This window comes from Pseudonocardia ammonioxydans (assembly GCF_900115005.1).
GTDB classification, from domain to species: Bacteria; Actinomycetota; Actinomycetes; order Mycobacteriales; family Pseudonocardiaceae; genus Pseudonocardia; species Pseudonocardia ammonioxydans.
Genome location: NZ_FOUY01000016.1, coordinates 23,540 through 49,112, shown reverse-complemented (window position 1 = coordinate 49,112; position 25,573 = coordinate 23,540). Strand labels below are relative to the sequence as shown.

The window sequence follows — 25,573 nt, the reverse complement described above, 5'->3', positions numbered from 1 at the left end:
GGGGTCACCCCTCGGGGAAGGCCGGCGGCGGGAGCAGGCCGGGCGGGACCGGGTCGAAGTCGACCGGGTGGTTGATGGGGAACGTGTGCGGCCGGATGCCGGTCGCGCGGGTGTAGGCGTTCGCGATGGCGCCGGTCGGCGCGGCCATCCCGACCTCGCCCGCGCCGCCCATCGGGTCCCCGGCGGGCGGCATGATGATGATCTCCAGGTCGTCCGGGAAGTCCTTCTGGCGGGCGAAGTGGTACTGGCTGTAGCTGCCCTCCAGCGGCAGCCCGTCGACCACGTGCAGCCCGGCCTTCAGGGTCAGCGAGATCGCCTCGGCGAGCCCGCCCTGCATCTGGGCCTCCAGGCCGAGCGGGTTGATCACCCGGCCGACGTCGACGGCCATCACCGCCCTGGTGACCTGCGGGTTGCGCGGGTCGCGGCAGTCGAGCTCGATCAGCGCCGCGGTGTGGGAACGGCTCTCCACGTGCACCCCGATGCCCTGCGCGCATCCCTCGGGCATCCGTCGGCCCCAGTCACCGGCCTCGACCACCGCGTCGAGCACGGCGCGGGTCCGTTCCGAGCGCAGCGTGGAGTGCCGGAACTCGACCGGGTCGACGCCCAGCCGCTCGGCGACCTCGTCGACGAACATCTCCTCGCTGCCCCGCGCCGGCTGGTTGGGGACACTGCGGTAGCTGCTGGTCGGGATGCCGAGCGGCAGCTCGAGCAGCTTCTTGTCATAGACCCCGAAGTGGTACGGCGACGAGACGAAGGTCAGGAACACGGCCTGGCCGAACGCGTCGTTGACCAGCGCCTGCTGGGCGCCCTCGGGCAGGCTGGTCGCGGTGGCGCTGAAGATCTCGCCGAGGCCGTGCCGGAAGTCGGTGGACACCCCGGTGACGCGTTGCTCCAGCGTGGCGACCTCCCCGGCGACGATCGTGGCCCGGAAGCGCTGGACGCTGGCCGGGCGGCACCGGCCGTGCCGCATGTCGTCGGCGCGGTGCCACATCAGCTTGATCGGGTGCCCGACCTGCTGGGAGATCAGCGCGGCCTCCAGGGCCGTGTCGAAGAAGACCCGGCGCCCGAAGCCGCCGCCGCACGGCACGACGTGCGCGGTCACCGACTCCTGCGGCAGGCCCAGCTCGACGGCGATCTTCTGCTGGGCGACGATCGGGGCCTGGAACCCGCTCCAGATCTCGGCCCCGTCCGGCCGGACGTCGGCCACCGCGCACTCGGTCTCGAGGAACGCGTGCGCCGCCGCGGGCCACTCGTAGGTCGACTCGACCGTCACCGCCCCGATCGGGGGCGCGAGGAAGGGCAGCGACGTCGCACGGAGCTTCTCCATGATCGACTCGTTGTCCTCGTGCGGCACCGGACCCGGGGTGAAGGAGGCGTCGACCTCGCACACCGCGGCCCGGGCCTGCTCGAAGGTCTCCGCGGCGACCGCGACCCCGCTGGAGATCGTCGTGACCGCGACGACCCCCGGCATCGCCTCGATGTCGGCGCGGTTGGCCAGCGAGACGAACTCGCCGTTCCAGGTCGGTGCCCGGCGGACCATCGTCGGCAGCGCACCGGGCACGTCCAGGTCCATCGTGAACTTCTTGGCACCGGTGACGATGTCGCGCCCGTCCACCCGGGGGACCGGGGTCCCGATCAGCCGGTGGTCGGCCTCGGGCTTCGGGACGACCTCGCCGACGTCGAGCCCCGGGTCGGCGGCCGCCGCCGACAGCGCGCCGAAGCCGGCCGAGCGGCCGTCGTCGGCGGTCACGGTGCCGCCGGAGGTCGTGAGCACCGACACCGGCAGGCCCCACTGCGCGGCGGCGGCCGCGAGCATCCGCGCCCGCGCGGTCGCGGCCAGGACCCGGACCGGGTCGTAGAACGCGCGCAGCGTCGACGACCCGGCGGTCATCTGGTTGAGCAGCAGCTCCGGGCGGGCGTCGGCGCAGGTCACGACGACCCGCTCCAGGGGCAGGTCGAGCTCCTCGGCGATCAGCATCGCGACCGAGGTGGTGATGCCCTGGCCCATCTCGATGCGCGGCAGCTCCATCCGGGCGACGCCGTCCTCGCCGATCTCCAGCGTGACCAGCGGCATCGTCGGCGCGGACGCCACGACGAGCGCCTCGCCGATGTCGAACATCTCCTCCACGCTCGGCGGGGAGGGGAGCGCGGCGGCGGCCGGTTCACCGGCCAGCGAGTCGTAGGTGATGTGGGTGGCGACGGCGAGCGCCGGCACACCCAGGAGATAGGTCAGGAACCGCCGCCGTCCCATGTCGACCTCGAGCAGGCGAGGCCGTTCCGGGGTCGTGGCGGGTGGTCCGTCGTGTCGAGTCATCAGATCGCTGTTCCTCCGGGTGGGGAGCCGAGAGCCCGTGCCGCACGCAGCGCGTGGCGGACCGGCTCCGAGTGACGACCCCGCGACCTCGGGACTGTGGGCCGCGGCGTCCGGATGGTCACTCGCTGTGAGGAACGTCTCAGGGAGGCTGAACGGCGTCAAACAGCTAGCGACGAACGTTTCGGTGAGGTCGTCACGGGACAGTGGCTCGCGAACAGGGGCGGGTTCACGCTCGTCACCCACCCGGGCGTACGTCGCGCCTGCTTCGTGGCGCAGTGCTGATCAGAAGCGGCGCCGGTGGGCGACCGAGGTCATCGGATCTGCACGAATCCACCCGAACGGATGCTCGTGTCGCGGCGTCGGCGGGCGGTCGCGGCCCGCCGTCGAGCGGTCGCCGCGACGGCCGCCCGCGCGACGATGGACCACGTCCGCGTGACGGCGTACCGTAGTTAAGAACTGAACGCCGACCCCTGGCGTCGATGCCGGGGCATGGAGGAGGCACGCGTGGCCGAGAAGTGGGCGGTCGTGACGGGCGCGGGCAGCGGCATCGGCGCGGTCGTGGCGGGGGCGGCGGTCAAGAACGGCTACCGCGTCGCGGCGTGGGACCTGAATCGCGAGGGCCTCGAGGCGCTCGCCGCCGGGATCGGGGACGGCTGCGAGACCCGGGTCTGCGACATCACCGACGAGGCGGCGGTCGAGGCCGCCGTCGCCGCGCTGCCGGGCGCCCCGGCCGTGCTGGTCAACTGCGCCGGCGTGGTGCGGTTCGGGCCGTTGCTGGAGCTCCCGCTGGAGAAGTGGGAGCTCGCGCTGCGGGTGAACCTCACCGGAACCTTCCTGGTCGGCCGCACGGTCGCGCGGCGGATGGCGGCCGCCGGCCGGGGCAGCATCATCAACATCGCCTCGATCAACGGCATCGCGGCGGCCCCGCACGCGGGCGGCTACACGGCGTCGAAGGCCGGGGTCGTCCGGCTGTCCGAGCAGCAGGCCATGGAGTGGGCGTCGCTCGGGATCCGGGTCAACACGGTCGCGCCCGGGCTGATCGACGCCGGGATGTCGGACGCCATCTACGCCGACGCGGAGGTCCGGCGGGTCCGGGAGGGCGCGGTGCCGCTGCGGCGCCTGGGCACCTCCGACGACATCGCCGACACGGTGCTCTTCCTCGCCTCCGAACAGGCCTCCTACATCACCGGCCAGTGCCTCACCGTCGACGGCGGGCTCACCAAGTCGACCCTGGCGAACCTGCCGCGCCCGGCCGCGGTGGACGCCGTCGGCCCGGACGCCACCTGACGTGGAGCGCGTCGCCCGGCGTGGCGCCGCGGCCGGGTGGGAGCATGACGGGGTGTCTGCGCAGACGGTCATCGACGAGCTCCAGCGCCTCGGCATGACGGGGTACGAGGCCAAGGCGTACGCAGCCCTGGTCGCGGCCGGCGGCCCGCTCAGCGGCTACGAGGTCGCGAAGCGTTCCGGGGTGCCGCGGAGCACCGTCTACGAGACGATCGCGAAGCTCGCCGGGCGCGGCGCCGCGTACGAGGTGCGGGCGGGCGAGGACAACGTCAGCTACATCGCGCTGCCACCGAACGCCCTGCTCGACCGGATGAGCCGCGAGTTCGACGCCTCGGTCGACTCCCTGCGTGAGGCGCTGCCCCAGCTGGCGGCACCCGCGCAGGTCCGGATGATGCACGACCTGCCCGACCGCGGGTCGCTGCTGGCCCGTGCGGAGGACGTCGTCGGCGCGGCCCGCAACGACCTGTTCGTCTCCGGCTACCCGGAGGAGGTCGAGGAGCTCAAGCCGCTGATCCGCAAGGCCGAGCAGGAGGGCGTCGAGGTCACCGCCGTCGTGTTCGGCGAGGACGACGACCCGGTCGGCAACACCTTCACCCACCGGTTCTCCTCCCCCGAGGTGGTGCTGGAGAACCTCGGCTGCCGGCTGCTGGTGCTCGTGGCGGACCGGGAGCAGGCCGTCATCGGCGGCGCCGTGGAGGGCGAGGGCTGGGGCGCGTTCACCGACGACCCGGCGGTCGTGCTGGTCGCGGTCGAGTACGTCCGGCACGACATCGCCATGCACCTGATCGCGGAGCGGTTCGCGACGGCCGACGAGTTCGACTCGTTCTGGCGCAGCGACCCGACGCTGCGCCGGTTCCGTTCCGACCACGGTGCGCCGGGGGCGCTGCTCAAACGGATCGGCGTCGGCGGGTCGCAGCCGCGCGCGGTGCGCGGGCGGCGCCGGCGCGAGCCGCGGATCTCCTGACCCGCGGTCCCGCGCCGCGACCCCACCCGGGGCGGGCCCGGGTGCGGTGACGCTCCCCGCCGGCAGGGTCCCGGCCCAGGTCGGCGGGTCGAGCCGAGTCGGGCGTGACGCCGCAGCCCGTCCACGATCGCGTGCAGCTCCACGGCCGGAGGCCGGCGGCATCCTCATCCGGGTACCTGATTCGTGGCCCGGGACAGACGGGCACGGTCGGTCATGAGGCAGGAGCGTGGTAACCGGTCGACCTCGGTGGCACCCTGTTGCAATGGGTACGTTGCGGCGAATGGCCCGGGGCGTGGGCACTGTGGTCGAGGTCGTGGGCCGCACCGTGGATGTGATCGTCGGGTTCGGTGGCGTCCGGTCCCGTGGAGCCAATGCCCGCGCGCGGAAGCGCCGGGATGCCGGGCTCGAAGAACTGACACGGCTGCACGCGTCCGGCCGGATCGGCACCCAGGAGTTCCAGCACAGGAAGCGTCGACTTCCCGGATGATGCACAGGTCTGAGGACGCCCGAGGTGCGGAGCCCTGCCGGCACTGCCGGTGAACGCGTCGCTGCCGACCTCGGCGTGTCGTGGACGACATGACCAGCACGCTCATCGGTCGGCAGGGCCAGGGCGAGCAGTAGCTCCTCGGCATCACCGCAGCCGTTTCCGGCGCGCCGGAAACGGCCGTGACGAACCACGGGATCATCGCGAGCGTGCACGTCCCGGAACGGAACGGAACGGGACCGGTCCGGTGCACCGGGTTCAGGCCTGGGTCACGCCGAGGCCGAGCCCGCCGTCGATCGTCAGCACCGAGCCGGTGTACCACTCGGCGCCGAGCACGTACTCCACGGCCTCGGCCACCTCGTCGACCGTGCCCGGCCGGCCCAGCGCGTGTGCCGGGCCGAGGCTCGTCATCCGCTCGGCCGCGGTCGCGTCGTCCATCAGGCCGGCCCGCTGGTTGATCTCGGTGAGCACGCCGCCGGGCCGGATGCAGCTCACCCGCACGCCCTGCGGGCCGAGCTCGGCGGCGAGCACACCGGTCAGCGTCTCGAGCGCGCCCTTGGTGGCGGCGTACGGCGAGGCCCCGGGGAACGCCCGCTGGGTGTGCACCGAGCCGAAGAACACCACCGACCCGCCGGTCTCGCGCAGGTGCGGCAGCGCCAGGCCGGTGAGCAGCATCGGCGCGACCGTGTTCGAGGCGAAGACCTCGGTCAGCCCCTCCTCGGTCAGCTCCTCCAGGGCACCGCGGTACATGTTCCCGGCCGCGTGCACGACGGCGTCGAGCCGGCCGCCGTGCGCGACCGCCTCCTGCACCAGGGTCGCCCGGTCGGCGGCGTCGGTGATGTCCGCGGGCACCGCGTGCGCACGGGGGCCCGCCTGCCCGGCGACCGCGCGGACCCGGTCGGCCCGGCGGCCGGCGAGCGTCACCGCGGCGCCGTGGCCGGCGAGCCGGTGGGCCACGGCGGCGCCGATGCCGGAGCCCGCCCCGGTCACCAGCACGGACATCTCCTCGAGGGAACGGCTCATGGACAGGCCTCTCGTCGCAGAAGTAGGGCGAAGGCTAGCGACGCCACGGAACATGCGGCAACATGCAAGGCCTTCGTGTGGTTTCTCGGGCCGGACTCTAGTCGGTATATTCCTTACCACTACCGGTGACGCAAAGGAGCGGGCCATGGATCGTGCGGCGGCATCCGCCGACACCGACGCCGACGCCGGCACGGACACGGGCGCCGGCACGGACACCGACGCCGTCGTCGTGCTGGACACCTACGACGAGGTCCGGGAGGCGCTGCGGCAGCGGGACCTGAAGCAGGCGCTCTACGACGCCGGGGGAGCGGTGATGGCCGACTCCCTCATCACCCTGCACGGCGAGGCGCACAAGCGCCGCCGCCGGGCGGAGAACCGGCTGTTCCGGCGGGGCACCTTCCGCTGGTGGGAGCTGAACCTGGTGCCGGGCACCATCGAGGAGGGCTACGCTGCAGCACTCGCCCGCGGCCGCACCGACCTCGTCCACCTCGGCCGGCGGACGATCATGTACCTGACCGCGCTGGTCGCCGGGATCGACCCGCCGTCCGACGACGCGGCCGCGGACCGGCTCGAGGACCTCGCCCGGGTGTTCAGCGCCGGCGCCACCGCGGTGCACTCCACGCGCGACCCGGGCGAGCTGCGCGCCGAGGTCGAGCAGGCGATGGCGGCGTTCGAGGAGGAGTTCCTCGCCCCGGCCCGGCGGCGCCGCGAGGACCTGCTCGCCCGGCTCGCCGCCGGGGACGCGGCCGAGGAGGACCTGCCCCGCGACGTCCTCACCGCGGTGCTGCGCAACCGCGACGAGCTGGGGATGACCGACGCCCAGATCCGCCGCGAGGTGGCGTTCTACCTGCAGGCCGGCTCGCACAGCACCGCCAACCTGTTCACCCACTCCGTGCACCGGATCTTCAGCGAGTGGGACGACCCGGCCTTCGCCGCCCGCCTGACCGACCGCCGGTTCGTGCAGCGCTGCGTGCTGGAGACGCTGCGGCTCAACCCGGCCTCGCCGGTCGCCTGGCGCCGGGCCCAGGCCCCGATCACGCTGCGCAGCGGCCGGACGATCCCCGAGGGGGCGCTCGTCGAGCTGGACCTGCGCGCCGCCAACGCGGACCCGGCCGTGTTCGGCCCGGACGCCGCCTCCTTCGATCCGGACCGGGACCTGCCCGACGGCGTGCAGCCGTGGGGACACTCCTTCGGCGGCGGGACGCACGCCTGCATCGGCATGGAGCTCGACGGCGGCGTCCACTCCGGATCCGCCGACGACCAGGAGCACGTCTACGGCACGGTGACGCTGATGGTCGTCGCCCTGCTCGAGGCGGGCGTCCGGCCCGACCCGGACGAGTCGCCGACCGAGGACCGCGCCTCGAGCCGTCCCAACTTCGAGCGCTACCCCGTCGTCTTCGACCCTGCCGCGCGCACCGCCCACGAGGAGGTTCCGGTATGACCACCACCGAGCAGCTCACCGAACCGGTCGTCGTGACCCGTTACGACGAGGCGAAGGAGGTCTACCGGCAGAAGGACCTGCGTCAGTCGCTCTACGACGAGGGCGAGGTCGTGATGGCCGACGTCCTGGTCAACCTGCACGGCCAGGACCACCGCGCCCGGCGGCGGGTGGAGAACCGCATGTTCCGCCGCGACGTGTTCGAACGCTACGAGCGCGAGCTGTTCCCGCAGGTCATCGAGCGCACGCTGACCCCGTACCGGGCGGCGGGACGGGTCGACCTGGTGGCCCTGGGCCACGAGCTGCTGCTCAACCTCGCCGCCCTGACCGCGGGCATCGACCGGCCGCGCGGGACGGCCGAGGAGACCCACCACCTCTACGCGTACACGATGCTGTTCATCGAGGGCGCCACCCTCGCGCACGCGACCGGGGACAAGGAGGAGCTGCGCGCCCGCATCCGGTCCGGTCTCGAGGAGTGGGACGCGGAGTTCCTGCAGCCCTCGATCGAGCGCCGGCGTGCGCTGCTGGCCCGGGCCGCCGCGGGCGAGGAGGTCGACCCGCCCCGCGACGTGCTGTACACGCTGCTGGAGAACTGGGACGAGCTCGGCCTGACCCACGAGGTGCTGCGCCGCGAGATCGCGTTCTTCCTGCTCGCCGGCGCCCACACCACCGCCACCGCCTTCACCCGCTCCATCGACCACATCCTGGGCTGGCTGGAGCACCACCCCGAGGACGCGGCCGCGGTGCGCGACGACCCGATGTTCGTCCAGCGCTGCATCCACGAGACGCTGCGGCTCAACCCGTCGAGCCCGATCGGCCGCCGCCGCGCGCTGGCCCCGCTCGAGCTGCGCTCGGGGGTGAGCGTGGCCGAGGGGCAGCTGGTCGTGCTGGACCTGCAGCAGGTCAACCGGGACCCGGAGGTGTTCGGGGCGGACGCCGCCGAGTTCAACCCGCGCCGCGAGCTGCCCGCGGGGATCGCGCCGTTCGGCCTGAGCTTCGGCGCGGGCATCCACGTGTGCATCGGGCAGGACCTCGCGGCGGGGGTGATCCCGCGGGAGGGCGCCGACCCGGCGGGGCACCTGTTCGGGCTGCTCACCGGGTCGGTGCAGTGCATGCTCTCCGCCGGGGTCCGCCGGGACCCGGACAACCCGCCGGAGCGCGACCGCAACACGCAGCGCCCGTACTGGGGGAGCTACCCGGTCCTGCTGGGGAACTGACGCGCCGGGCGCCGGGGCGGGATCACCGCTCCGGCGGCCTGCGCCGCACCCACACCCAGTCGATCTCCGGCCGGTTCTCGACGAGTGCCGCCTCGACCCGGCGCTCGGCGAGGGCCCACCGGTCGCCGTCCCGGCACAGCACGTCGACGTAGCGCAGGTGGGCCCGCCACACCCGGCCGTCCCACTCCTCGTGCGTGGCCGTGACGTAGGTGGTGCCGCGCGCGCGGCCGGGGTCCTGCGGATCGAAGGCGATCCGGCTCTGCCCGAGCTGGTGGTGGGTGCGGCGGAACGCGGCCTGACCGGCGGCGATCCGGTCCCGGACGGCGGAGCGGCCGGTCACCCGGCCACCGCGGCCGGGGCCGTAGTCGGTGACGCAGTCGGCGGTGAACAGGGCGGCGACGGCGTCGATGTCGTACTCGTCGACGCGCTCGCAGTACTCCGCCATCAGGTCGGCGATCACCGCCCGGTCGGCGGTCCGGGCGGCGTCGTGCGGGGGCGGGACGGGACTCACGGCGGACCCCTTTCCGGGGCGGGTGCGGGGAAGCGGCACGATCGGCCTGGAACCGGCCGTCGTCACAAGGCTAGCGTCGGGTCAGGGAGTCGGGGGCTCCCGGATCGTCGCAGCATCGAGGAAGGACGTGGGAATGGATCTGGGGATCCGGGGCAGGCGGGCCGCCGTGGCGGCCGCCGGGGGCGGTCTGGGCTACGCCTGCGCGGAGGCGCTCGTGGCCGAGGGCGCCGCCGTGGTCGTCTGCGACGTGTCGTCCGAGCGCGCGGCCGCGGCCGCCGAACGGCTCGGCGGCGGGACCCGCTGGCTGGTCGCCGACCTCACCGACCCCGAGGCCGCGGGCCGGTTCGTCGAGCAGGCGGCCGACGCGCTGGGCGGGCTCGACATCCTGCTGGTCAACGGGCCGGGCCCGCCGCCGGGCACCGTGCTGGAGACCCCGGCCGAGGCCTACCAGGCTGCGCTCGACCGGAGCCTGCTGGCCGTGGTCCGGATGTGCCTGGCCGCCGTGCCCCGGATGCGCGAGGGCGGGTGGGGCCGCATCGTCGCGATCACCTCCCTCGGGGTGCGCCAGCCCTACCCGAACCTCGCGCTGTCGAACACCGCGCGAGCCGGTGCGACCGGCTTCCTGCGGACCCTGGCCCGCGAGATCGCCGCTGACGGGATCACCGTCAACTCGGTGCAGCCCGGACTGCACGCCACCGACCGCGTGCAGTCGGTCTACGGCGACGGCGAGCTGCTCACCGAGACGCTCGCGACGATCCCGGCCGGCCGGCTCGGCGTACCGGAGGACCTCGGCGCCCTGGTCGCGTTCCTCTGCTCGGACCGGGCCGGTTACGTGACCGGCGCGGCCGTCCCGGTCGACGGCGGCGCCTACCAGGCGCTGCTGTGACCGCTGCTGCGGGCGCTGCGGCGAACGCCGGCCCGGGCCCGCGGCTCGACCTCGGTGTACTGATGATGGAGCCGCTCACCGGGGCGGCGCAGTGGCGCGAGCGGGTCCGCCGGGTCGAGGACGCCGGGGCGACGACCCTGCAGGTCTCCGACCACTTCGACCGCTCGCCGGTGAGCCCGCTGGTCGCGCTCGCCGCCGCGGCCCAGCACACCGACCGGCTCCGGCTCGGCACCCTGGTGCTCAACAACGACTTCCGGCGCCCAGCCGTGCTCGCCAAGGAGGCCGCGTCGGTCCAGGCGCTCTGCGACGGGCGTCTCGAGCTGGGCCTGGGCGCCGGCTGGATGACCGACGACTACACCGTCTCCGGCATCGTCCGCGAGCCCGCGGGCCGCCGGATCGACCGGCTCGCCGACACGCTGGCCCTGCTGCACGCGTTGCGCGACAGCGCGGGCGGGCCGGTGGACCTGGAGCGGGGCTCGGTCGGGGTCGCGGCGTTGCGGGACGTCCCGGCCGTGCCGCGCCCGCCCACCCTGCTGGTCGGCGGCGGCGGGCCGCGGGTGCTGGGGCTCGCCGCGACGACCGCGGACGTCGTCGGGATCAACTTCGACGTCCGGGAGGGGCACGTCGGCGGCCGGGCCGCCCGGTCCGCGTCGGCCGCGGCGACCGACGAGAAGGTCGCGCTGGTGCGCCGGGCCGCCGGTGACCGGCGGCCGGTCCTGCACCTGATGCTGTACTGGGCGGCGGTGACCGAGCAGCCCGAGGAGGAGGCGGCCCGGCGGATCGCCGCGGCCGGCCTCGAGCTCGAGCCCGCCGAGCTGCTGGCGTCGCCGCACTGCCTGATCGGACCGCGCTCGGTGCTGCGCGAGCGGCTCTGCGAGCTGCGCGAACGCTGGGGGTTCGGCTACGTGAGCTGTTACGAGGCGGACGCCGGCGTGGTGGCGCCGCTGGTCACCGCGGGGTGACCGGCGCGCGCCGGTGCGCCAGCCGCGGGAGGACGTCGCGGCCGAGCGTGCGGATCCGGGCGAGCTGCACCGCGGGGTCGGGTTCGGGGAACAGCACGCGCAGGATCACGTGCACCCGGGCCCACCCCGACAGCCGCTCGAACACGGCGTCGATGCCGCGCACGACCTCGTCGGCGGAGCCGGCGACCTGGACGTATTCGTCGACCGACCCGAGCAGCAGGCCGCCCCCGGCGCCGTCCCCGTCCTCGCCGCCGCCCCCGGTGCCGGTTCCGGTCAGGCCGGAGTAGACGTTCCGGCCGTCCTGGATGGACTCGTACATGCGCTGCTGGGCGGCGAACGCGGACCGGGCCGACGCGGCGCCGCCACCGGGCTCGTCGAGTACCACCGTCACGATCACCGCGCGGGTGAAGCCGGGGTCGGCGGGGTCGCGCACCGCGCCGAGGTGGGTCGTGGCGTCGTCGATCACGCCCGGTTCCCCGCGGCCGACGAGGTGGCCGTCGGCGAGGCGGCCCGCCCGGTCGACGGCCCGCGGCGCGTAGCCGCCCAGCCAGACCGGGATCCGCCCGGCGGGCGTGGGCGTGACCCGCACGTCGTGCAGGCCCAGCCCGGGGGCGGAGAACGGCTCGCCGGTCCAGGCCTGCCGCAGCATGCCCAGCAGGCTCTCGAGCCGGTCGCCGCGACCCGCCGCCGGGACGCCGAAGGCCCGGTACTCGTGCTCGGCGTAGCCCAGGCCGAGGCCGAGGACCAGCCGCCCGCCGCTGAGCCGGTCGACGACGGCGGCGTCCTCGGCGATCCGCAGCGGATGGTGCAGCGGGGCGAGCAGCAGGCCGGTGCCCAGGCGGATCCGGCTGGTCGCGCCGGCCAGCGCGGCGAGCAGCACCAGGGGTGCGGGCAGGCACCCGTCGGGGATGCCGTGGTGCTCGCTGACCCAGAAGGAGTCGAAGCCGGCCTCCTCGGCGGCGGCCGCGAGCGCGGGGGCGTCCCGCAGGTCGCCGGCCTGGCCGGTGTAGAGGGCCACGCCGACCTCGTGCCGCGCGGTCGCCGGAACAGCACAGCCGTGTCGATCCACACCCGGAGTGTAGCGGCTAGCGGCGACCGTTCCCGGTCTCGTGATCGCAGGGTGTGCACGTCGTCACTGGCCACGCCAGTTCGCGGAGTGATACGGCTCCCGGCGGTTGACTAGTAGTAGTCATGTTTATAGCGTCGCAGAAGTGGCGTCCGCCACGACAACGCCGTCGGTCCCCCCTGGAGTGCGCAATGAACCCTGTCGACGCCCCGGTGGGGGGTGACACCGACCGCGCCGTGCGCCGCACCGTGCTCGGCGGTGTCGTCGGCTCGTTCGTCGAGTTCTACGAGTTCTCGGTCTACGCGGCACTGGCCACGACGCTGGCGGTGGTGTTCTTCCCGACCGCGGCGCCGTCCACCGCGCTGCTGTCCACGCTCGCGATCTTCGCGGTGGCGTTCTTCGCCCGGCCACTGGGTGGCTTCGTCTGGGGCGCGGTCGGCGACCGGATCGGCCGCAAGCGCACGCTCGCGCTGACCGTGCTGATGATGTCGCTGGCGACCGCGCTGATGGGCGTGCTGCCGGGCTACGCGACGCTCGGCGTGCTCGCCCCGATCCTGCTCATCACGCTGCGCTTCCTGCAGGGCTTCTCGGCAGGTGGCGAGATCTCCGGCGCGGTGTCGTTCGTCGCCGAGCACTCCCCGGACGAGCGCCGGGGGTTCCTGGTCGGGCTGATCCCGGTCGGCGCCGTGTTCGGCACCCTGCTCGGCAGCGTGCTGCCGGCCGTCATGCTGCTGAACCTCAGCCCGGAGCAGATGCAGTCCTGGGGCTGGCGGATCCCGCTGCTGCTGGCGCTGCCGATGGGCATCATCGGCCTCTACGTGCGGAGCAAGCTCGACGAGACCCCGCACTTCCAGGCCCTGCGGGCCGAACGGGCGCGTTCGGCGAACCCGGTCGCCGCGGTGCTCAGCGGGAGCGAGCAGCGCCGGCTGCTGCTGCGCGCGTTCCTGGTCATCGCGGTGAACGCGTCGTCGTTCTACATGATCGTCGGGTACCTGCCGAGCTTCGCCACCAGCAGCCTCGGGCTGTCGGGCTGGCAGGCGTTCGCACCGTCGGTGATCGCGCTGACCGCGTGCGTCGTGGCGCAGATCGCCGCCGCCCGCGCCTCGGACAGCCTCGGCCGGCGCCCGGTGCTCGCGGGCAGTGCCGTGGCGCTGTTGGTGCTGTCCTACCCGGCCTTCGCGCTGATCACGTCGGGCTCGTTCGGGCTGATCGTGATCGGTCTGGTGATCTTCGGGGCGTCCGCGGGCGCGTGCGCGTCGGTGATCAACCCGACGGTGATCGAGATGTTCCCGACCCGGGTGCGGGTCAGCGGGCACGGCATCACCTACAACCTGTCCGTCGCCCTGTTCGGCGGGTCGGCGCCGTACGTGCTGACCTGGCTCGGCGGGGTGACCGGCAGCTCGATGGTCGGTGCCTTCTACGTCATGGTGCTCGCGCTGGTCTCGCTGCCGGCGATCCTCGGGCTGACCGAGACGGCCCGCCGCCCGCTGCGCGCCACCTGAGACACGCCGTCGCGACCCGGCCCGGCCCGCACCCGAGGGGATGCGGGCCGGGCCGGGCGCGTCAGACCGCGTGCGCGCGGAAGCTGCGCAGCCGCAGGCTGTTGGTGACCACGCAGACCGAGCTGAACGCCATCGCCGCGCCCGCGATCATCGGGTTGAGCAGGCCGAGGGCGGCGAGCGGGATCGCGGCGGTGTTGTAGGCGAACGCCCAGAACAGGTTCGTCCGGATCGTGCGCAGGGTCCGCCGCGAGAGCCGGACCGCGTCCGCGGCGGCGCGGAGGTCGCCGCGGACCAGCGTGATGTCGGAGGCCTCGATGGCGACGTCGGTGCCGGTGCCCATGGCCAGGCCGAGGTCGGCCCGGGCGAGCGCGGCCGCGTCGTTGACCCCGTCGCCGACCATCGCGACCGTCCGGCCCTGCTCCTGCAGCCGCTCGATCACCGCCAGCTTGTCGGCGGGCAGCACGTCGGCGATCACGGTGTCCGGCCCCGGCTCGATCCCGACCTCGGCGGCGACCGCCTCGGCGGCGGCCCGGTTGTCGCCGGTGAGCAGGATCGGCGTCAGGCCCAGGCGGCGGAACTCGGCGACGGCCTCGGCCGAGGTCTGCTTGACGGTGTCGGCGACGACGAGCACCGCGCGGGCCCGGCCGTCCCAGGCGACGGCGACCGTGGTCGCGCCGCGCGCCGCCTGCTCCTCGGCGGTGCGGGCGAGCCCGGGGCCGAGCGGCACCGACCACTGCTCGAGCAGCCGGGGCCGCCCGACGAGCACGGTGTGGCCCTCGACGGTGCCGGAGACCCCGAGGCCCTCGTGGTTGGCGAAGTCGTGCACCGCAGGCAGGTCGTGCACACCGGGCAGGCCCGCACCGCCCTCGGCGGCGGCCGCGGCGATCGCGGCGGCCACCGGGTGCTCGGAGGCCTTCTCCAGCGCCCCGGCCAGCCGCAGCGCCTCGGCCGGGTCGACGCCGTCGTCGGGGTGGACCCCGGTCAGCGACATCCGCCCGGTGGTGACGGTGCCGGTCTTGTCGAGGACGACGGTGTCGACCGTGCGGGTGGACTCCAGGACCTCGGGACCCTTGATGAGGATGCCCAGCTGCGCGCCGCGCCCGGTCCCGACCAGCAGTGCGGTCGGGGTGGCGAGGCCGAGCGCGCACGGGCAGGCGATGATCAGGACGGCGACGGCGGCGGTGAACGCCGCGGTGGCCCCGGCGCCCGCGCCGAGCCAGAACCCGAGCGTCACCACCGCGATGACGATGACGACGGGCACGAACACGGCCGAGATGCGGTCGGCGAGGCGCTGGACGGCGGCCTTGCCGTTCTGGGCGTTCTCGACCAGCGCCGCCATCTGGGCGAGCTGGGTGTCCGAACCGACCCGCGAGGCCCGCACGACGAGCCGCCCGCCGGCGTTGACGCACGCGCCGACCACCGTGTCGCCCACGGTCACCTCGACCGGCACCGACTCCCCGGTCAGCATCGAGGTGTCCACCGCCGAGCGGCCCTCGACCACCTCGCCGTCGGTCGCGATCTTCTCCCCGGGCCGGACGACGAAGCGGTCGCCGACCGCGAGCTCACCGACCGGGACGCGGCGCTCGGCGCCGCCGGCGTCGAGCACCGCGACGTCCTTGGCGCCCAGCTCCAGCAGCGCCCGCAGCGCGGCCCCGGCACGGCGCTTGGAGCGCAGCTCGAACCAGCGCCCGGCCAGCACGAACGTGATCACCCCGGCGACGACCTCGAGGTAGATGTTGCCCGCGCCGTCGCCGGGGGAGACCGACAGCTCGAACGGGTGGGTCATGCCGGGGATCCCGGCCGTGCCGAGGAACAGCGCATAGGTCGACCAGGCCATGGCGGCCGTGGTCCCCAGCGAGACCAGGGTGTCCATGGTGGCCGCGCCGTGACGCAGGTTGGTCCAGGCGGCCCGGTGGAACGGCGCCCCGGACCACGACCAGATCGGCACGGTCAGCACGAACGCCGCCCACTGCCAGTTCACGAACTGCCACGCCGGCACCATCGACAGCGCGATCACCGGCACGGCCAGGACGGCGGCGATGACGAGCCGGTCCCGCAGCAGCAGTGCGGCGGCGTCCCCCTCCTCGGCCGCGGCGGCGTCACCGGTGCCGGCGTCCGGCGGAGCCGGCGGTGTCGCGGTGTAGCCGGCGGCCTCGATGGTGGAGATCAGCGTGCCGGTCGCCACGCCGCCGGGCGCGGTGACCTTCGCCTTCTCGGTGGCGTAGTTGACGGTCGCGGTGACGCCGTCGAGCTTGTTGAGCTTGCGCTCGACCCGGTTCGCACAGGAGGCACAGGTCATCCCGCCGACGGCGAGCTCGATCTCCTGCACCGTGCCTGCGGTGCCGCCCGCGCCGGAGGGCTGCGGGATCGTCGTGGCCATCAGTGGCCTCCCTCGGCGTGCTCGTGGCCGGGCGCCTCGGGGGCGGGCGCCTCCGGGGCGGGCACGGTAGCGGGCGCACCGCCGGTGGGGTGACCGGCAGCGGTGGGGACGGTGAACTGCACGGTGCGGACCTCGTCATCGTGCCGGAAGTCCAGGAACAGCCGGTAGCTGCCTGCCGAGGGGACCTCGGCGTGGAAGGTGATCGCCGGGCCCGGCGCGGTGCGGCCGTCGCCGGGGGCGCCGTCCGGGTGGACGTGCAGGTACCCCAGGTCCCCGCCGCGCAGTGCGACCAGGTGGCCGAAGGCACCGAGGTAGGGCTGCAGGTCGGTGACCGGGGCGCCGTTGCGGGTGACGGTGAGCGTGACGTCGCCCGGCCGCCCCGGGACCAGCTCGCCGTCGAGGGTGACCTCGTAGCCGCCCGGTGCGGTGGCCCTCCGGTTCGGCTGCGGGTCGACCGGGCTGAACTCGCCCGGGACGAACAGGTCGACGCCGAGCGTGGTCGGGGTGCCCCCGGTGGGCGCGATGTCGGCGAAGGCCCGGTAGGTGCCGGCGCCGGCCAGGGTCACCGGGGTGCGCCACGTCCCGTCCGCCGACATCGTCGGGTGCAGGTGCTGGAAGCCGGCGGTGTCGCGCCGGACCAGGATCAGGTGCAGCCGCTTCTCGTGGGCGACGTCGAACGCGGTGACGGGGCGCCCGTCCGGGCCGTTGACGTGGAACGCCAGCTCGGTCGGGGTCCCGGCGGGCAGCGTCGTCGTCGCGGGGACGAGCGTGTACCCGTTCTCGCTGGTGGCGAGCCCGCCCGGGGTCTCGGCCGGGACCGGGGGCGGCGCCGGCGGGGGACCGGTGTCGGCGGCCGCGGGACGCAGGTGCCCGGTGGGGGCACCGAGGGTGGCGCCGGCGACGAACGCGACGGCCCCGAGCAGGACGACGACCGCGCCGTACGCGGACAGTCGTGCGGCTGTGCTCATGGCAGGAGGTCCTTCTCCTCGGACCCGGCGCGGGTGGACGGGCTCGCACAGCGGGCTCGTGGAACACCGTGACCCGTGCCGGGTGGAACGGACGGGCGGGGCTCAGGCCCCGGCGGTGACCTCGTACCCGGCTTCCTCGACGGCCGCGCGGACGGCCTCGGGGGCGACGTCGCCGTCGCTGGTGACGGTGACGGCACCGGTGGGCAGGTCGACGGCGACACCGGTGACGCCGGCGATCTCGCCGACCTCCTCGGTGACGGAGGCGACGCAGTGCTCGCAGGTCATGCCGGTGACGGTGTAGGTGGCGGTGCTCATGGGGTGCGTACCTCCTGTGATGGGTCTGCGGTGTGCCGGCCCGCGGTGCGGGCGGTTCCTCCCGGCCGGGACGGTCAGGACCGGACCAGGCGCGCGATGGCGGCGCTGGCCTCCTCGATCTTCTGGTCGGCGACGGCCCCGCCCTCGGCGGCGGCATCGGCGACGCAGTGCTTGAGGTGCTCGTCGAGCAGGCCGAGCGCGACGGCCTCGAGCGCCTTGTTGACCGCGGAGACCTGGGTGAGGATGTCGATGCAGTACTTGTCCGACTCGATCATCTTGCTGATCCCGCGGACCTGGCCCTCGATCCGGCGCATCCGCTTGACGTGCGCTTCCTTGTTGTCGGCGTATCCGTGCATCGCCCACCTCCTCGATCGAGGCCCACTATACCCCTAGGGGGTAGCCGTATCCACACGGGCGCCGTCGAGCAGTGACCGGGCATGGGTTGCGGCCCGGTCGAGCGCGTCCGGGGTGCCGTCGAGTCCCCGCTGGAACGTCGCGCCCTCCAGGAGCAGGGCGAGGTGGTCGGCGAGCCCGGCGCGGTCCCCGCCGAGGTCCTCGACCAGCAGGCGCTCGATCTCCGCCCGCACAGCCGCCTTGTGGGCGACGATCACGGCCCGGCCCGGGTGGTCCCCGGCCAGCTCGGCGGCGCCGCGCTGGAACGCGCAGCCGAGCTCGAGCGGAAGCTCGCCGTGGTCGCGGTAGGCCGCGAACACGGCCAGTGCCCGGGGTGCCGGCGCCGCGTCGACCCGCTCCTGCAGTGCTGCCCACCAGGCGCGGTGTCGCTCGGCCAGATACGTCGCGACCAGCGCGGACTTCGAGCCGTAGCAGTCGTAGAGGGTCTTCTTGGTGACCCCGGCGGCGGTGGCGATCCCGGCGACGCCGACCGCGGTGATCCCGTGGCGGTAGAAGAGCTCGGCCGCCGCGGTGAGCAGCCGGCGTCCGGCGTCGGTGGTCGGGGCGGGGACGTCCAGCACGCCATCGACTATACCGACCGGTGGGTTGACCTCGCGGCCGGTGTCTGCTGTGCTCGTCCATGTATACCGATCGGTTTACTTCGAGGAGGACGACATGGCCGGGTTCCGTGCACTGACCTTCGACGTGGTCGGCACGTTGATCGACTTCGAGACCGGGATCCTCGACGGGGTCCGCGCGCAGGGGGTGACCACGCCGGACGAGCAGGTCCTGGCGGGGTTCGCGGCCGCCGAGGACCTCCAGCAGCAGCTCACCCCGGAGCTGCCGTTCACCCAGATGCTCGACCCGATCTCGCGGCGGATGGGACTGCCGGAGCCGGCGGCGCTGCGGGCGTCGATCACGACGTGGCCGGCGTTCCCGGACGCGCCCGGCGCGCTGGCCCGGCTGCACCGCGGGCACCGGCTGGTCGCGTTCACCAACGCCGACCGGGCCGCCACCGCCGCGTTCGCGCGGACCCTGGGCGACCCGTTCGACGACGTCGTCACCGTCGACGACGTCCGCGTCAACAAGCCGGACCCGCAGTTCTTCGCCTGGGGGCTGGCCCGGCTCGACGCCGCCGGGATCGGCCGGGAGGAGGTCCTGCACGTCGCCCAGAGCCGCTACCACGACATCGGCACCGCACACCGGCTCGGCCTCGCGACCTGCTGGGTGGAACGGCGCCGCGGCCGGGCCGGCACCGGGGCGACCCCGGCACCGGCCGCGGCGGTGGAGCCGGACCTGCACGTCGCGGACCTGGCCGAGCTCACCGGGCTGCTCGGCGTCCCGGCATGACACCTCGGCTCAGTCGAACGAGATGTGCACGTGGTCCATGTGGTTGGCGGTCGCGCCGCCGCGGTCCTCCTGCATCTCCCAGCCGTCGCCGGTGTTGATGCGCTGCTCCCAGATCACGTACTTCACGCCGAGCGCGTCGGCGTTGGCCAGCGCGTACTCGGCGAGCCGGTCGCCGGTGGCCGAGTCGACCATGAAGTCGAGCGCCTTGCCGCTGGGGTGGTCGGAGGTGCCGCCGCGGCTGCCGATACCCAGGACGGTGTCCACGCCGAACATGCACCGCAGCGTCTCGCCGGCCTCGGCGACGTTCGACGCGACGCCCTCCATGCCCTCGGTGCCGGCCGCGCAGCTGCTCGGCCCGGTGCCACCGCCTCCGTCTGTGCTGTCGCCGCCGCCGGAGCCGGAGGGGGCCGAACCCGAGTCCTCGTCGTCGTCCGGCCCGCCGGCCTGCGCGGCGGCTGCGGCCGCCGCCTCGGCGGCCCGGCGTTGCTCCTCGCGGGCCTGCAGCGCGTCGTCGACCGCGCCGGTGGCGGCGCCGACGATCTCGTCGACGTCCACCGGGGGCGGGGGCTCGGCGAGCGCCCGCAGTGCCCCCGCCGATGCGGTGGGGGCGGCAGTCGCCGCGCCCTCCGGTGCGGGGGCCTCGGGCACGGAGAACGACTGCAGCGCGAGCTGGTCGACCTCCGGCGCGGTGACGCCGGTGAGGAGCGGGCCGGCGGCCAGCCCGCCACCGGCGAGCGCGGAGGTCAGGACGCCGACGGCACCGGTCCGCCTGCGGCGGGTGGGAGCGGGGCCGTGGACGTCACGGGTCACGACAGCGCGGGACGGCTGCGGCCGGCTCGGGGAGCGCCGGACGCGTGCCGTGCCGCCGGGGGTATGCCTCGGCACAGGTGTGTCCTTCCTCGGTCGGAAGCGGCCGCGCCCGGAGCGGGGAGCGAGGGCGCGAGGCGTTGCTGGGGATCAACGCCGTTACCGTTCCGAGACCGACCGTACGGCCGCGTCCGTCCGCGGTTGACCCCTCCGACGGCCGCTCGCGGTCACCGGACGCCGGCCCGCTGTGAGCGGTCCGCCGCCCCGATCGTGCTGCGCCGGAAGGATCAACGCGGCTGGGCCGGACGGCTCACCCCTGCGGCGCGTCGGCGATGTGCCGGCAGGAGAGGACTCCTCGCGCCGGGTGTCACGCAGATGCAGCGTCCCGAGCACCTGCGTGACACTCGGTGGGCTCAGCCCTTGGCGGCCGCCACGAACGCCGCGATGCGGGCGTGGTCCTTGCGGCCGCGTTCGGACTCGACGCCGCTGGAGACGTCCACCCCCCAGGGGCGCACCCGGTCCACCGAGGCGGCGACGTTGTCCGGGTCGAGCCCCCCGGCCAGCAGCCAGTTCCCGTCCGGGCGCCGGTCGAGGGCCTCGGCGTCCCAGGTCTCGCCGGACCCGGCGCGCGGGGAGTCGAGCAGCAGCACGTCCTCGCCGTAGCGCCCGACGTGCAGGTCGGGGTCGTGCGCGAGCGAGGTCGCCCGCCACAGCCGGATCCCCTCGCGGGCGGCGACCGCGAAGTCGTCGGCGGTGTAGCGCCCGTGCAGCTGCAGCACGTCCGCGCCGATCTCCCGGGTGATCCGCGCGGCATCGGCCGCGGTGTGGTCGGCGACCACGACGACCGAGAGCACCGGTGGCGGCACCAGGGCGACGAGCGCGCGGGCGGCCTCCGGCTCGAGGTGCCGGGGACTCGGCGGGTAGATCACGAACCCGACCGCGTCGGCCCCCGCCGAGCAGGCCACGGCGACGTCGTCGGCCGTCCGCAGGCCGCACACCTTCACGAACACCGTCGTGACCCTACGGGTGCCGGTGTTCCGGATCGGAACACCACCGGCGGTGCGACGGCGGTCACAGTCGTGATCGGCAGCAGCACGATCCCGGACCGACACGAAGGAGTGTGGGGATGAGCGAGTCGCCTTCCGCGGGGGCGGAGACCCTGCGGGCGCTGTACGCGGACTGGAGCGCCGTGATGACCGCCCGGCCGGACCTCGACATCCGGCTGCTGCGCAGCCTGTTCGACGAGTGGCACCAGGCCACGACCGAGCCCGTCGACGTCAGCTACGCCGAGGACGTCGTCGGCGGGGTGCCGGGGATCTGGGCACTGCCGGCCGGGGCCGACCGCGGCCAGGTCGTGCTCTACACCCACGGTGGCGGGTTCGCGGTGGGCTCGGCGGCCAGCCACCGCAAGCTCGCCGGGCACCTCGCGGCGGCCCTCGGGGCGACCGCGTTCGTGCTCGACTACCGGCGCGCACCCGAGCACCCGCACCCCGCGCAGGTCGACGACGGGGTGGCCGCGTTCCGCGGCCTGCTGGAGCGGGGGATCGCGGCAGCCGACGTCACCACCGCGGGCGACTCCGCCGGCGGCAACCTGGCGATCGCGATCCCGCTCGCCCTGCGCGAGCGCGGCGGCCCGCTGCCCGGCCGCGTCGTCGCGTTCTCGCCGTGGCTGGACATGACCAACTCCGGCAAGACGCTGGAGGCCAACGCCGACAGCGACGCCCTGATCACCGTCCCGCTGCTCGAGGGGATGATCGCCGGGGTGCTGGGCGACACCGGTGCCGGCCCCGCCGTCGACCCGACGACGCCGCTGGCCAACCCGCTGCACGCCGATCTCGCCGGGTTCCCGCCGGTGTACCTCGACGCGGGCGGGGCCGAGGCCCTGCTCGACGACGCCGTCCGGTTCGCCGAGCGGGCGCGGGTGGCCGGGGTCGACACCACCCTGTCCGTGGTCGACGGCCTGCAGCACGTGTTCCCGTTCGCGGCCGGGCGCGGTGGCGAGGCCGACGCCGAGCTCGCCGCGATCGCCGACTGGTACCGCGCCCGTCGCGCCGGATGAGGAGGGATCCCGTGTCCGAGAACGAGATCGTCACCCCGGACGTCGACGCCGTCGTGATCGGCGCCGGGTTCGGCGGCATCTACATGCTCAAGAAGCTGCGCGACGAGGTCGGCCTGTCCGTGCTGTGCGTGGACCGGGCCGGCGGGGTCGGCGGCACCTGGTACTGGAACCGCTACCCCGGGGCCATGTCCGACACCGAGAGCTTCGTGTACCGGTACTCCTTCGACGAGCAGCTGCTCCAGGAGTGGGGGTACCCCCGGCGCTACCTGGACCAGCCGGAGATCCTGCGCTACCTCGAGGCCGTCGTCGAACGGCACGACCTCGGCCGCGACATCCGGCTGCACACCGGGGTCGAGGCGATGCACTTCGACGAGGCCACCGAGCTGTGGACGCTGCACACCGGCACCGGCGAGCGGATCGTCGCCCGCTACGTCGTCACCGCGCTCGGGCTGCTCTCGCGGATCAACACCCCGGACATCCCCGGGATCGACACGTTCGCGGGCACGCTCGCGCACACCGGCGCCTGGCCCGAGGACCTCGAGATCGACGGACGGCGGGTCGGGGTGATCGGCACGGGGTCGACCGGGACGCAGTTCATCTGCGCCGCCGCACCCCGGGTGGAGCACCTGACGGTGTTCCAGCGCAGCCCGCAGTACAGCGTCCCGTCCGGCAACGGGCCGGTCGACCAGGCCTATCTGGACGACGTCCGCTCCCGCTACGACGCGATCTGGGACCAGGTCCGCAACTCGGTCGTCGCGTTCGGGTTCGAGGAGAGCGCCGTCCCGGCGATGAGCGTGTCGGCCGCCGAGCGGGAGCGGGTGTTCCAGGAGAACTGGGACATCGGCAACGGCTTCCGGTTCATGTTCGGCACGTTCTGCGACATCGCCACCGATGCGCAGGCCAACGAGGAGGCGGCCCGGTTCATCCGGGGCAAGATCGCCGAGATCGTCGACGACCCGGAGACGGCCCGGTTGCTCACCCCGACCGACCTCTACGCCAAGCGGCCGCTGTGCAACAGCGGCTACTACGAGACCTACAACCGGGAGAACGTGACGCTGCACAGCGTCAAGGAGAACCCGGTCGCCGCGGTCGAGCCGGGCGGGGTGCGGCTGGCCGACGGCACGTTCTGCGAGCTCGACGTGCTGGTGCTCGCGACCGGGTTCGACGCCGTCGACGGCAACTACGTGCGGATGGACATCCGTGGCCGGGGTGGACGGTCCATCCAGGACCACTGGGCCGACGGTCCGGCGAGCTACCTGGGCGTGACCACGGCCGGGTTCCCGAACATGTTCATGATCCTCGGACCGAACGGCCCGTTCACCAACCTCCCGCCGAGCATCGAGTCCCAGGTGGAGTGGATCGCCGGGCTCGTCGCGGACGCCCGCGGCCGCGGGGCCCCGACGATCGAGCCGACCGCGGAGGCGGAGCAGGCGTGGAGCCGGACCTGCGGCGAGATCGCCGACGCCACGCTGTTCCCGAAGGCCGACTCGTGGATCTTCGGGGCGAACATCCCGGGCAAACGGCGGGCGGTGATGTTCTACATGGCGGGCATCGGCGCCTACCGCGGCGAGCTGGCGAGCGAGCGGGCCGAGGGCTATCCGGGGTTCGCCCTGAGCGGCGCCTGACCCGGCGGTCCCGGTGCCCGCGCCGGGCGGGCACCGGGATCACCGCTTCCCCCGCGGGCGGGCCGTGCGGCACGGTGGGACGGGCACACGGCCGGCAGGGACACGGTGGACGCGGCGGCCCGGGGCGCGGGTGCCGCGGGCCGCCCGCGGAGCGACGGGGCGACCGACCGACGGAGCGACGATGCGTGCAGACGGAGACCGACCGGCACCGGGCGGGGCCGCGGGCCGGCCGCCGGTGCTCGACCCCGCGCAGCGGGACCGGACACGGCGCAGCCGCGAGGCCCTGCTCGACGGCGGCCTGCTGGTGGTGCCGCCGGGTGCCGCCGGCGTGCCGCAGCTGATCGAACGCAGCTGGCGGCGCTGCGTGGGCGAGCAGGTCCCGGTCGGTCCGGCGACCATCGCCTACCGCGAGCCCGAGGACGTGTCGCCCGCCCTGTTCCGGGCGGCCGAGCCGGTGCTGGCGCGGCTGCGCGACAGCTTCGCCGACGTGCCGGTGGCGATGGTGCTCTCCGACGCGACCGGGCGGATCGTCGTGCGCCACGTCGAGGTGCGCCGCCAGCGCGACGCCATGGACCGGGCGTACGCGGCCGAGGGGTTCGACTTCTCCGAGCAGTCGATCGGCACCAACGGGCTCGGGACAGTGCTGGTGGAACGCCGCCCGGTGCTCGTCCGCGGCCCCGAGCACTACCACCCGCTGCTGGAGGACCTGACCTGCGCCGGGACCCCGATCGTCGAACCGGGGACCGGGCGGCTGCTGGGCTCGTTCTCGCTGGCCTGCTCGGTCCGCGACGTGCACCCGCTGATGACCGTGCTGGCCGGCGACATCGGGCGCCAGATCGAGGCGCGGGTCGCCGAGGAGGGCGGGCAGCGGCGGCGCCGCCTGGTCGACGCCTACCTCGCCGTCGAGCGGGCCGGGACTGCGGCGCTCGTCGTCGACGAGGACACCGTGCTGGCCAACGGCGCCGGGCTGGCCCACAGCGGTCCCGAGCTGCACCCCGTCCTCTGGCCCTTCCTCGCCGAGCACGCACGCCCCGGCGTCGCGCGGATGCGGGTGCCGCTGGCGGACGGCCCGCACGACGCCGTCGTCGAGCGGCTCGACGACGGCGGGCCGCCGGCGTACTGCGTGCGGCTGCTGCCCGGACGGCGCCCGGCCGACGACCCGGCGCCGGCCCGCGTCCTCACCGGTCCGGTGCCCGCGCCCCTGCACCCCGATCCGGCGGTCGCCGGCGCGCTGCACACCGCGCTGGACCTGGGCGAGCGGGTCGTGGTCGCCGGCGCCGCCGGTACCGGGAAGGCGCACACCGCCCGCCGGGTGCTCGCCCGGCTGGGAGCCGGGGAGCCGCTGGTGCTCGACGCCGGGACGGACCCGGACTGGACCGGCGCGCGCGGTGCGCTCGCGCAGGGCCGCGGGCTGCTGGTGCGCCGGCTGCAGCAGCTGCCCGCGGCCGCGTTGCCGCAGGTCCGGCGGCTGGCCGAGACGCCGGGGCCGCTCGCGTTCACCGTGGACCCGGCCGGGGCGGACGACGGTGTGCTGGGGCTGCTCGGCGGGGTCGCGACGACGGTGGAGCTGCCCGCGCTGGCCCGGTGCCGCGACCGGCTCCCGGTACTGGTCCGCGAGATCCTCGCCGGGCTGCCCGCACCGGAGCGCGGCACCCGGTTCGCCCCGGCGACCTGGGACCGGCTGCTGGCCTGGCACTGGCCGGGGGAGGTCGCGGAGCTGGCCACGACGGTCATCGCGCTGGCCCGCCGGGCCCGCGGCGGCGTCGTCGAACCGGTGGACCTGCCCGCGGCACTGGCCGGACCCGGCCGCGCCCCGTCCGGCCTGCTCGCCTCCGCCGAACGGTCCGCGGTCGCCGAGGCGCTGCGGGCCGCGGGCGGCAACCGCAGCCGAGCCGCGGCCGCGCTGGGCATCGGACGGACCACGCTCTACCGCAAGATCCGCGAGTTCGGGCTGGGGTGAGCGGCCGTCGGGCCACGCCGCGGCTCGGCAGCGCCCGGCCGGTCGGCGGTCGCCACCCGGGGTGG

General features: G+C 74.7%; 23 protein-coding genes. 12 read left to right on the top strand and 11 right to left on the bottom strand.

The genetic code is table 11. The features are described 5' to 3' along the window. Positions 1–4 precede the first annotated feature (4 nt). A complete protein-coding gene (locus BM093_RS16655) occupies positions 5–2,314 on the bottom strand; it encodes a xanthine dehydrogenase family protein molybdopterin-binding subunit (protein ID WP_177238522.1) in 2,310 nt (769 codons plus the stop codon). Positions 2,315–2,818: 504 nt separating this feature from the next. Here BM093_RS16655 and BM093_RS16650 point away from each other — a divergent pair. The 3 genes from BM093_RS16650 (at position 2,819) to BM093_RS35170 (ending at position 5,049) form a co-directional block, all read left to right on the top strand. Continuing rightward, positions 2,819–3,601 carry an SDR family NAD(P)-dependent oxidoreductase gene (locus BM093_RS16650; protein WP_093344375.1) on the top strand — a complete coding sequence of 261 codons (783 nt, stop codon included), beginning with the start codon at positions 2,819–2,821 and terminating at the stop codon, positions 3,599–3,601. 52 nt (positions 3,602–3,653) lie between these two features. Next, on the top strand, positions 3,654–4,562 hold the full coding sequence (locus BM093_RS16645; RefSeq protein WP_245773573.1) for a TrmB family transcriptional regulator: 909 nt from the start codon (positions 3,654–3,656) through the stop codon (positions 4,560–4,562). Positions 4,563–4,824: 262 nt separating this feature from the next. Further along, on the top strand, positions 4,825–5,049 hold the full coding sequence (locus tag BM093_RS35170; RefSeq protein ID WP_177238520.1) for a hypothetical protein: 225 nt from the start codon (positions 4,825–4,827) through the stop codon (positions 5,047–5,049). Between the two features lie 255 nt (positions 5,050–5,304). On the opposite strand, the gene BM093_RS16640 is transcribed toward BM093_RS35170, so the two are convergent. Then, positions 5,305–6,069 (bottom strand): SDR family NAD(P)-dependent oxidoreductase, encoded by a 765-nt coding sequence (locus BM093_RS16640; RefSeq protein WP_245773572.1) that lies wholly within the window; start codon positions 6,067–6,069, stop codon positions 5,305–5,307. A gap of 145 nt (positions 6,070–6,214) precedes the next feature. Between BM093_RS16640 and BM093_RS16635 the strand changes: the two genes are divergently transcribed. Both BM093_RS16635 and BM093_RS16630 read left to right on the top strand, forming a co-directional pair. Beyond that, positions 6,215–7,510, top strand: coding sequence for a cytochrome P450 (locus BM093_RS16635; protein WP_093344120.1), 1,296 nt, complete (start codon positions 6,215–6,217; stop codon positions 7,508–7,510). Beyond that, on the top strand, positions 7,507–8,724 hold the full coding sequence (locus BM093_RS16630; protein WP_093344117.1) for a cytochrome P450: 1,218 nt from the start codon (positions 7,507–7,509) through the stop codon (positions 8,722–8,724). The genes BM093_RS16635 and BM093_RS16630 overlap by 4 nt, the downstream gene beginning before the upstream one ends. 22 nt (positions 8,725–8,746) lie before the next feature. Here the strand turns inward: BM093_RS16630 and BM093_RS16625 are convergent, their stop codons facing one another. Then, entirely contained in the window at positions 8,747–9,235 is a 489-nt protein-coding gene (locus tag BM093_RS16625; protein WP_093344115.1) for a nuclear transport factor 2 family protein, read from the bottom strand. A gap of 133 nt (positions 9,236–9,368) precedes the next feature. Here BM093_RS16625 and BM093_RS16620 point away from each other — a divergent pair, with 133 nt between their 5' ends. Together BM093_RS16620 and BM093_RS16615 are read left to right on the top strand one after the other, a co-directional pair. Continuing rightward, on the top strand, positions 9,369–10,121 hold the full coding sequence (locus BM093_RS16620; protein ID WP_093344112.1) for an SDR family oxidoreductase: 753 nt from the start codon (positions 9,369–9,371) through the stop codon (positions 10,119–10,121). Continuing rightward, positions 10,118–11,083, top strand: coding sequence for a TIGR03621 family F420-dependent LLM class oxidoreductase (locus BM093_RS16615; RefSeq protein ID WP_093344108.1), 966 nt, complete (start codon positions 10,118–10,120; stop codon positions 11,081–11,083). Before BM093_RS16620 ends, BM093_RS16615 begins: the two co-directional genes overlap by 4 nt. Here BM093_RS16615 and BM093_RS16610 read toward each other — a convergent pair. Further along, positions 11,070–12,152, bottom strand: a complete 1,083-nt coding sequence (locus tag BM093_RS16610; RefSeq protein WP_177238519.1) for an LLM class flavin-dependent oxidoreductase — start codon at positions 12,150–12,152, stop codon at positions 11,070–11,072. The genes BM093_RS16615 and BM093_RS16610 overlap by 14 nt on opposite strands. Positions 12,153–12,340: 188 nt before the next feature. Between BM093_RS16610 and BM093_RS16605 the strand changes: the two genes are divergently transcribed. After that, positions 12,341–13,651 (top strand): MFS transporter, encoded by a 1,311-nt coding sequence (locus tag BM093_RS16605; protein WP_177238518.1) that lies wholly within the window; start codon positions 12,341–12,343, stop codon positions 13,649–13,651. Between the two features lie 61 nt (positions 13,652–13,712). On the opposite strand, the gene BM093_RS16600 is transcribed toward BM093_RS16605, so the two are convergent. The 5 genes from BM093_RS16600 to BM093_RS16580 all read right to left on the bottom strand — a co-directional run bounded on the left by BM093_RS16600 (position 13,713) and on the right by BM093_RS16580 (position 18,288). After that, on the bottom strand, positions 13,713–16,031 hold the full coding sequence (locus BM093_RS16600) for a heavy metal translocating P-type ATPase (RefSeq protein WP_093344097.1): 2,319 nt from the start codon (positions 16,029–16,031) through the stop codon (positions 13,713–13,715). Then, entirely contained in the window at positions 16,031–16,999 is a 969-nt protein-coding gene (locus BM093_RS16595; RefSeq protein ID WP_093344094.1) for a hypothetical protein, read from the bottom strand. Before BM093_RS16595 ends, BM093_RS16600 begins: the two co-directional genes overlap by 1 nt. A 102-nt stretch (positions 17,000–17,101) precedes the next feature. Continuing rightward, positions 17,102–17,314: a heavy-metal-associated domain-containing protein gene (locus BM093_RS16590; RefSeq protein WP_093344092.1), complete on the bottom strand. Its 213-nt coding sequence runs from the start codon at positions 17,312–17,314 to the stop codon at positions 17,102–17,104. Positions 17,315–17,388: 74 nt separating this feature from the next. After that, a complete protein-coding gene (locus BM093_RS16585; protein ID WP_093344090.1) occupies positions 17,389–17,670 on the bottom strand; it encodes a metal-sensitive transcriptional regulator in 282 nt (93 codons plus the stop codon). A 33-nt stretch (positions 17,671–17,703) separates the two neighbouring features. Continuing rightward, positions 17,704–18,288 (bottom strand): TetR/AcrR family transcriptional regulator, encoded by a 585-nt coding sequence (locus BM093_RS16580; protein WP_093344088.1) that lies wholly within the window; start codon positions 18,286–18,288, stop codon positions 17,704–17,706. A gap of 94 nt (positions 18,289–18,382) precedes the next feature. Between BM093_RS16580 and BM093_RS16575 the strand changes: the two genes are divergently transcribed. Next, positions 18,383–19,057: an HAD family hydrolase gene (locus BM093_RS16575; RefSeq protein ID WP_093344086.1), complete on the top strand. Its 675-nt coding sequence runs from the start codon at positions 18,383–18,385 to the stop codon at positions 19,055–19,057. 9 nt (positions 19,058–19,066) lie between these two features. Here BM093_RS16575 and BM093_RS37345 read toward each other — a convergent pair whose 3' ends face one another. Both BM093_RS37345 and BM093_RS16565 read right to left on the bottom strand, forming a co-directional pair. Next, positions 19,067–19,867 carry a VldE C-terminal domain-containing protein gene (locus tag BM093_RS37345; protein WP_245773571.1) on the bottom strand — a complete coding sequence of 267 codons (801 nt, stop codon included), beginning with the start codon at positions 19,865–19,867 and terminating at the stop codon, positions 19,067–19,069. A 410-nt stretch (positions 19,868–20,277) separates the two neighbouring features. Then, positions 20,278–20,874 (bottom strand): phosphoribosylanthranilate isomerase, encoded by a 597-nt coding sequence (locus BM093_RS16565; protein WP_093344084.1) that lies wholly within the window; start codon positions 20,872–20,874, stop codon positions 20,278–20,280. Between the two features lie 116 nt (positions 20,875–20,990). On the opposite strand from BM093_RS16565, the gene BM093_RS16560 reads away from it, so the two are divergent. The 3 genes from BM093_RS16560 to BM093_RS16550 all read left to right on the top strand — a co-directional run bounded on the left by BM093_RS16560 (position 20,991) and on the right by BM093_RS16550 (position 25,508). Beyond that, positions 20,991–21,923, top strand: coding sequence for an alpha/beta hydrolase (locus BM093_RS16560; RefSeq protein WP_093344082.1), 933 nt, complete (start codon positions 20,991–20,993; stop codon positions 21,921–21,923). An 11-nt stretch (positions 21,924–21,934) separates the two neighbouring features. Continuing rightward, a complete protein-coding gene (locus tag BM093_RS16555) occupies positions 21,935–23,548 on the top strand; it encodes a flavin-containing monooxygenase (protein ID WP_245773570.1) in 1,614 nt (537 codons plus the stop codon). 181 nt (positions 23,549–23,729) lie between these two features. After that, positions 23,730–25,508, top strand: a complete 1,779-nt coding sequence (locus BM093_RS16550) for a sigma-54-dependent Fis family transcriptional regulator (RefSeq protein ID WP_093344078.1) — start codon at positions 23,730–23,732, stop codon at positions 25,506–25,508. Positions 25,509–25,573: the final 65 nt, after the last annotated feature.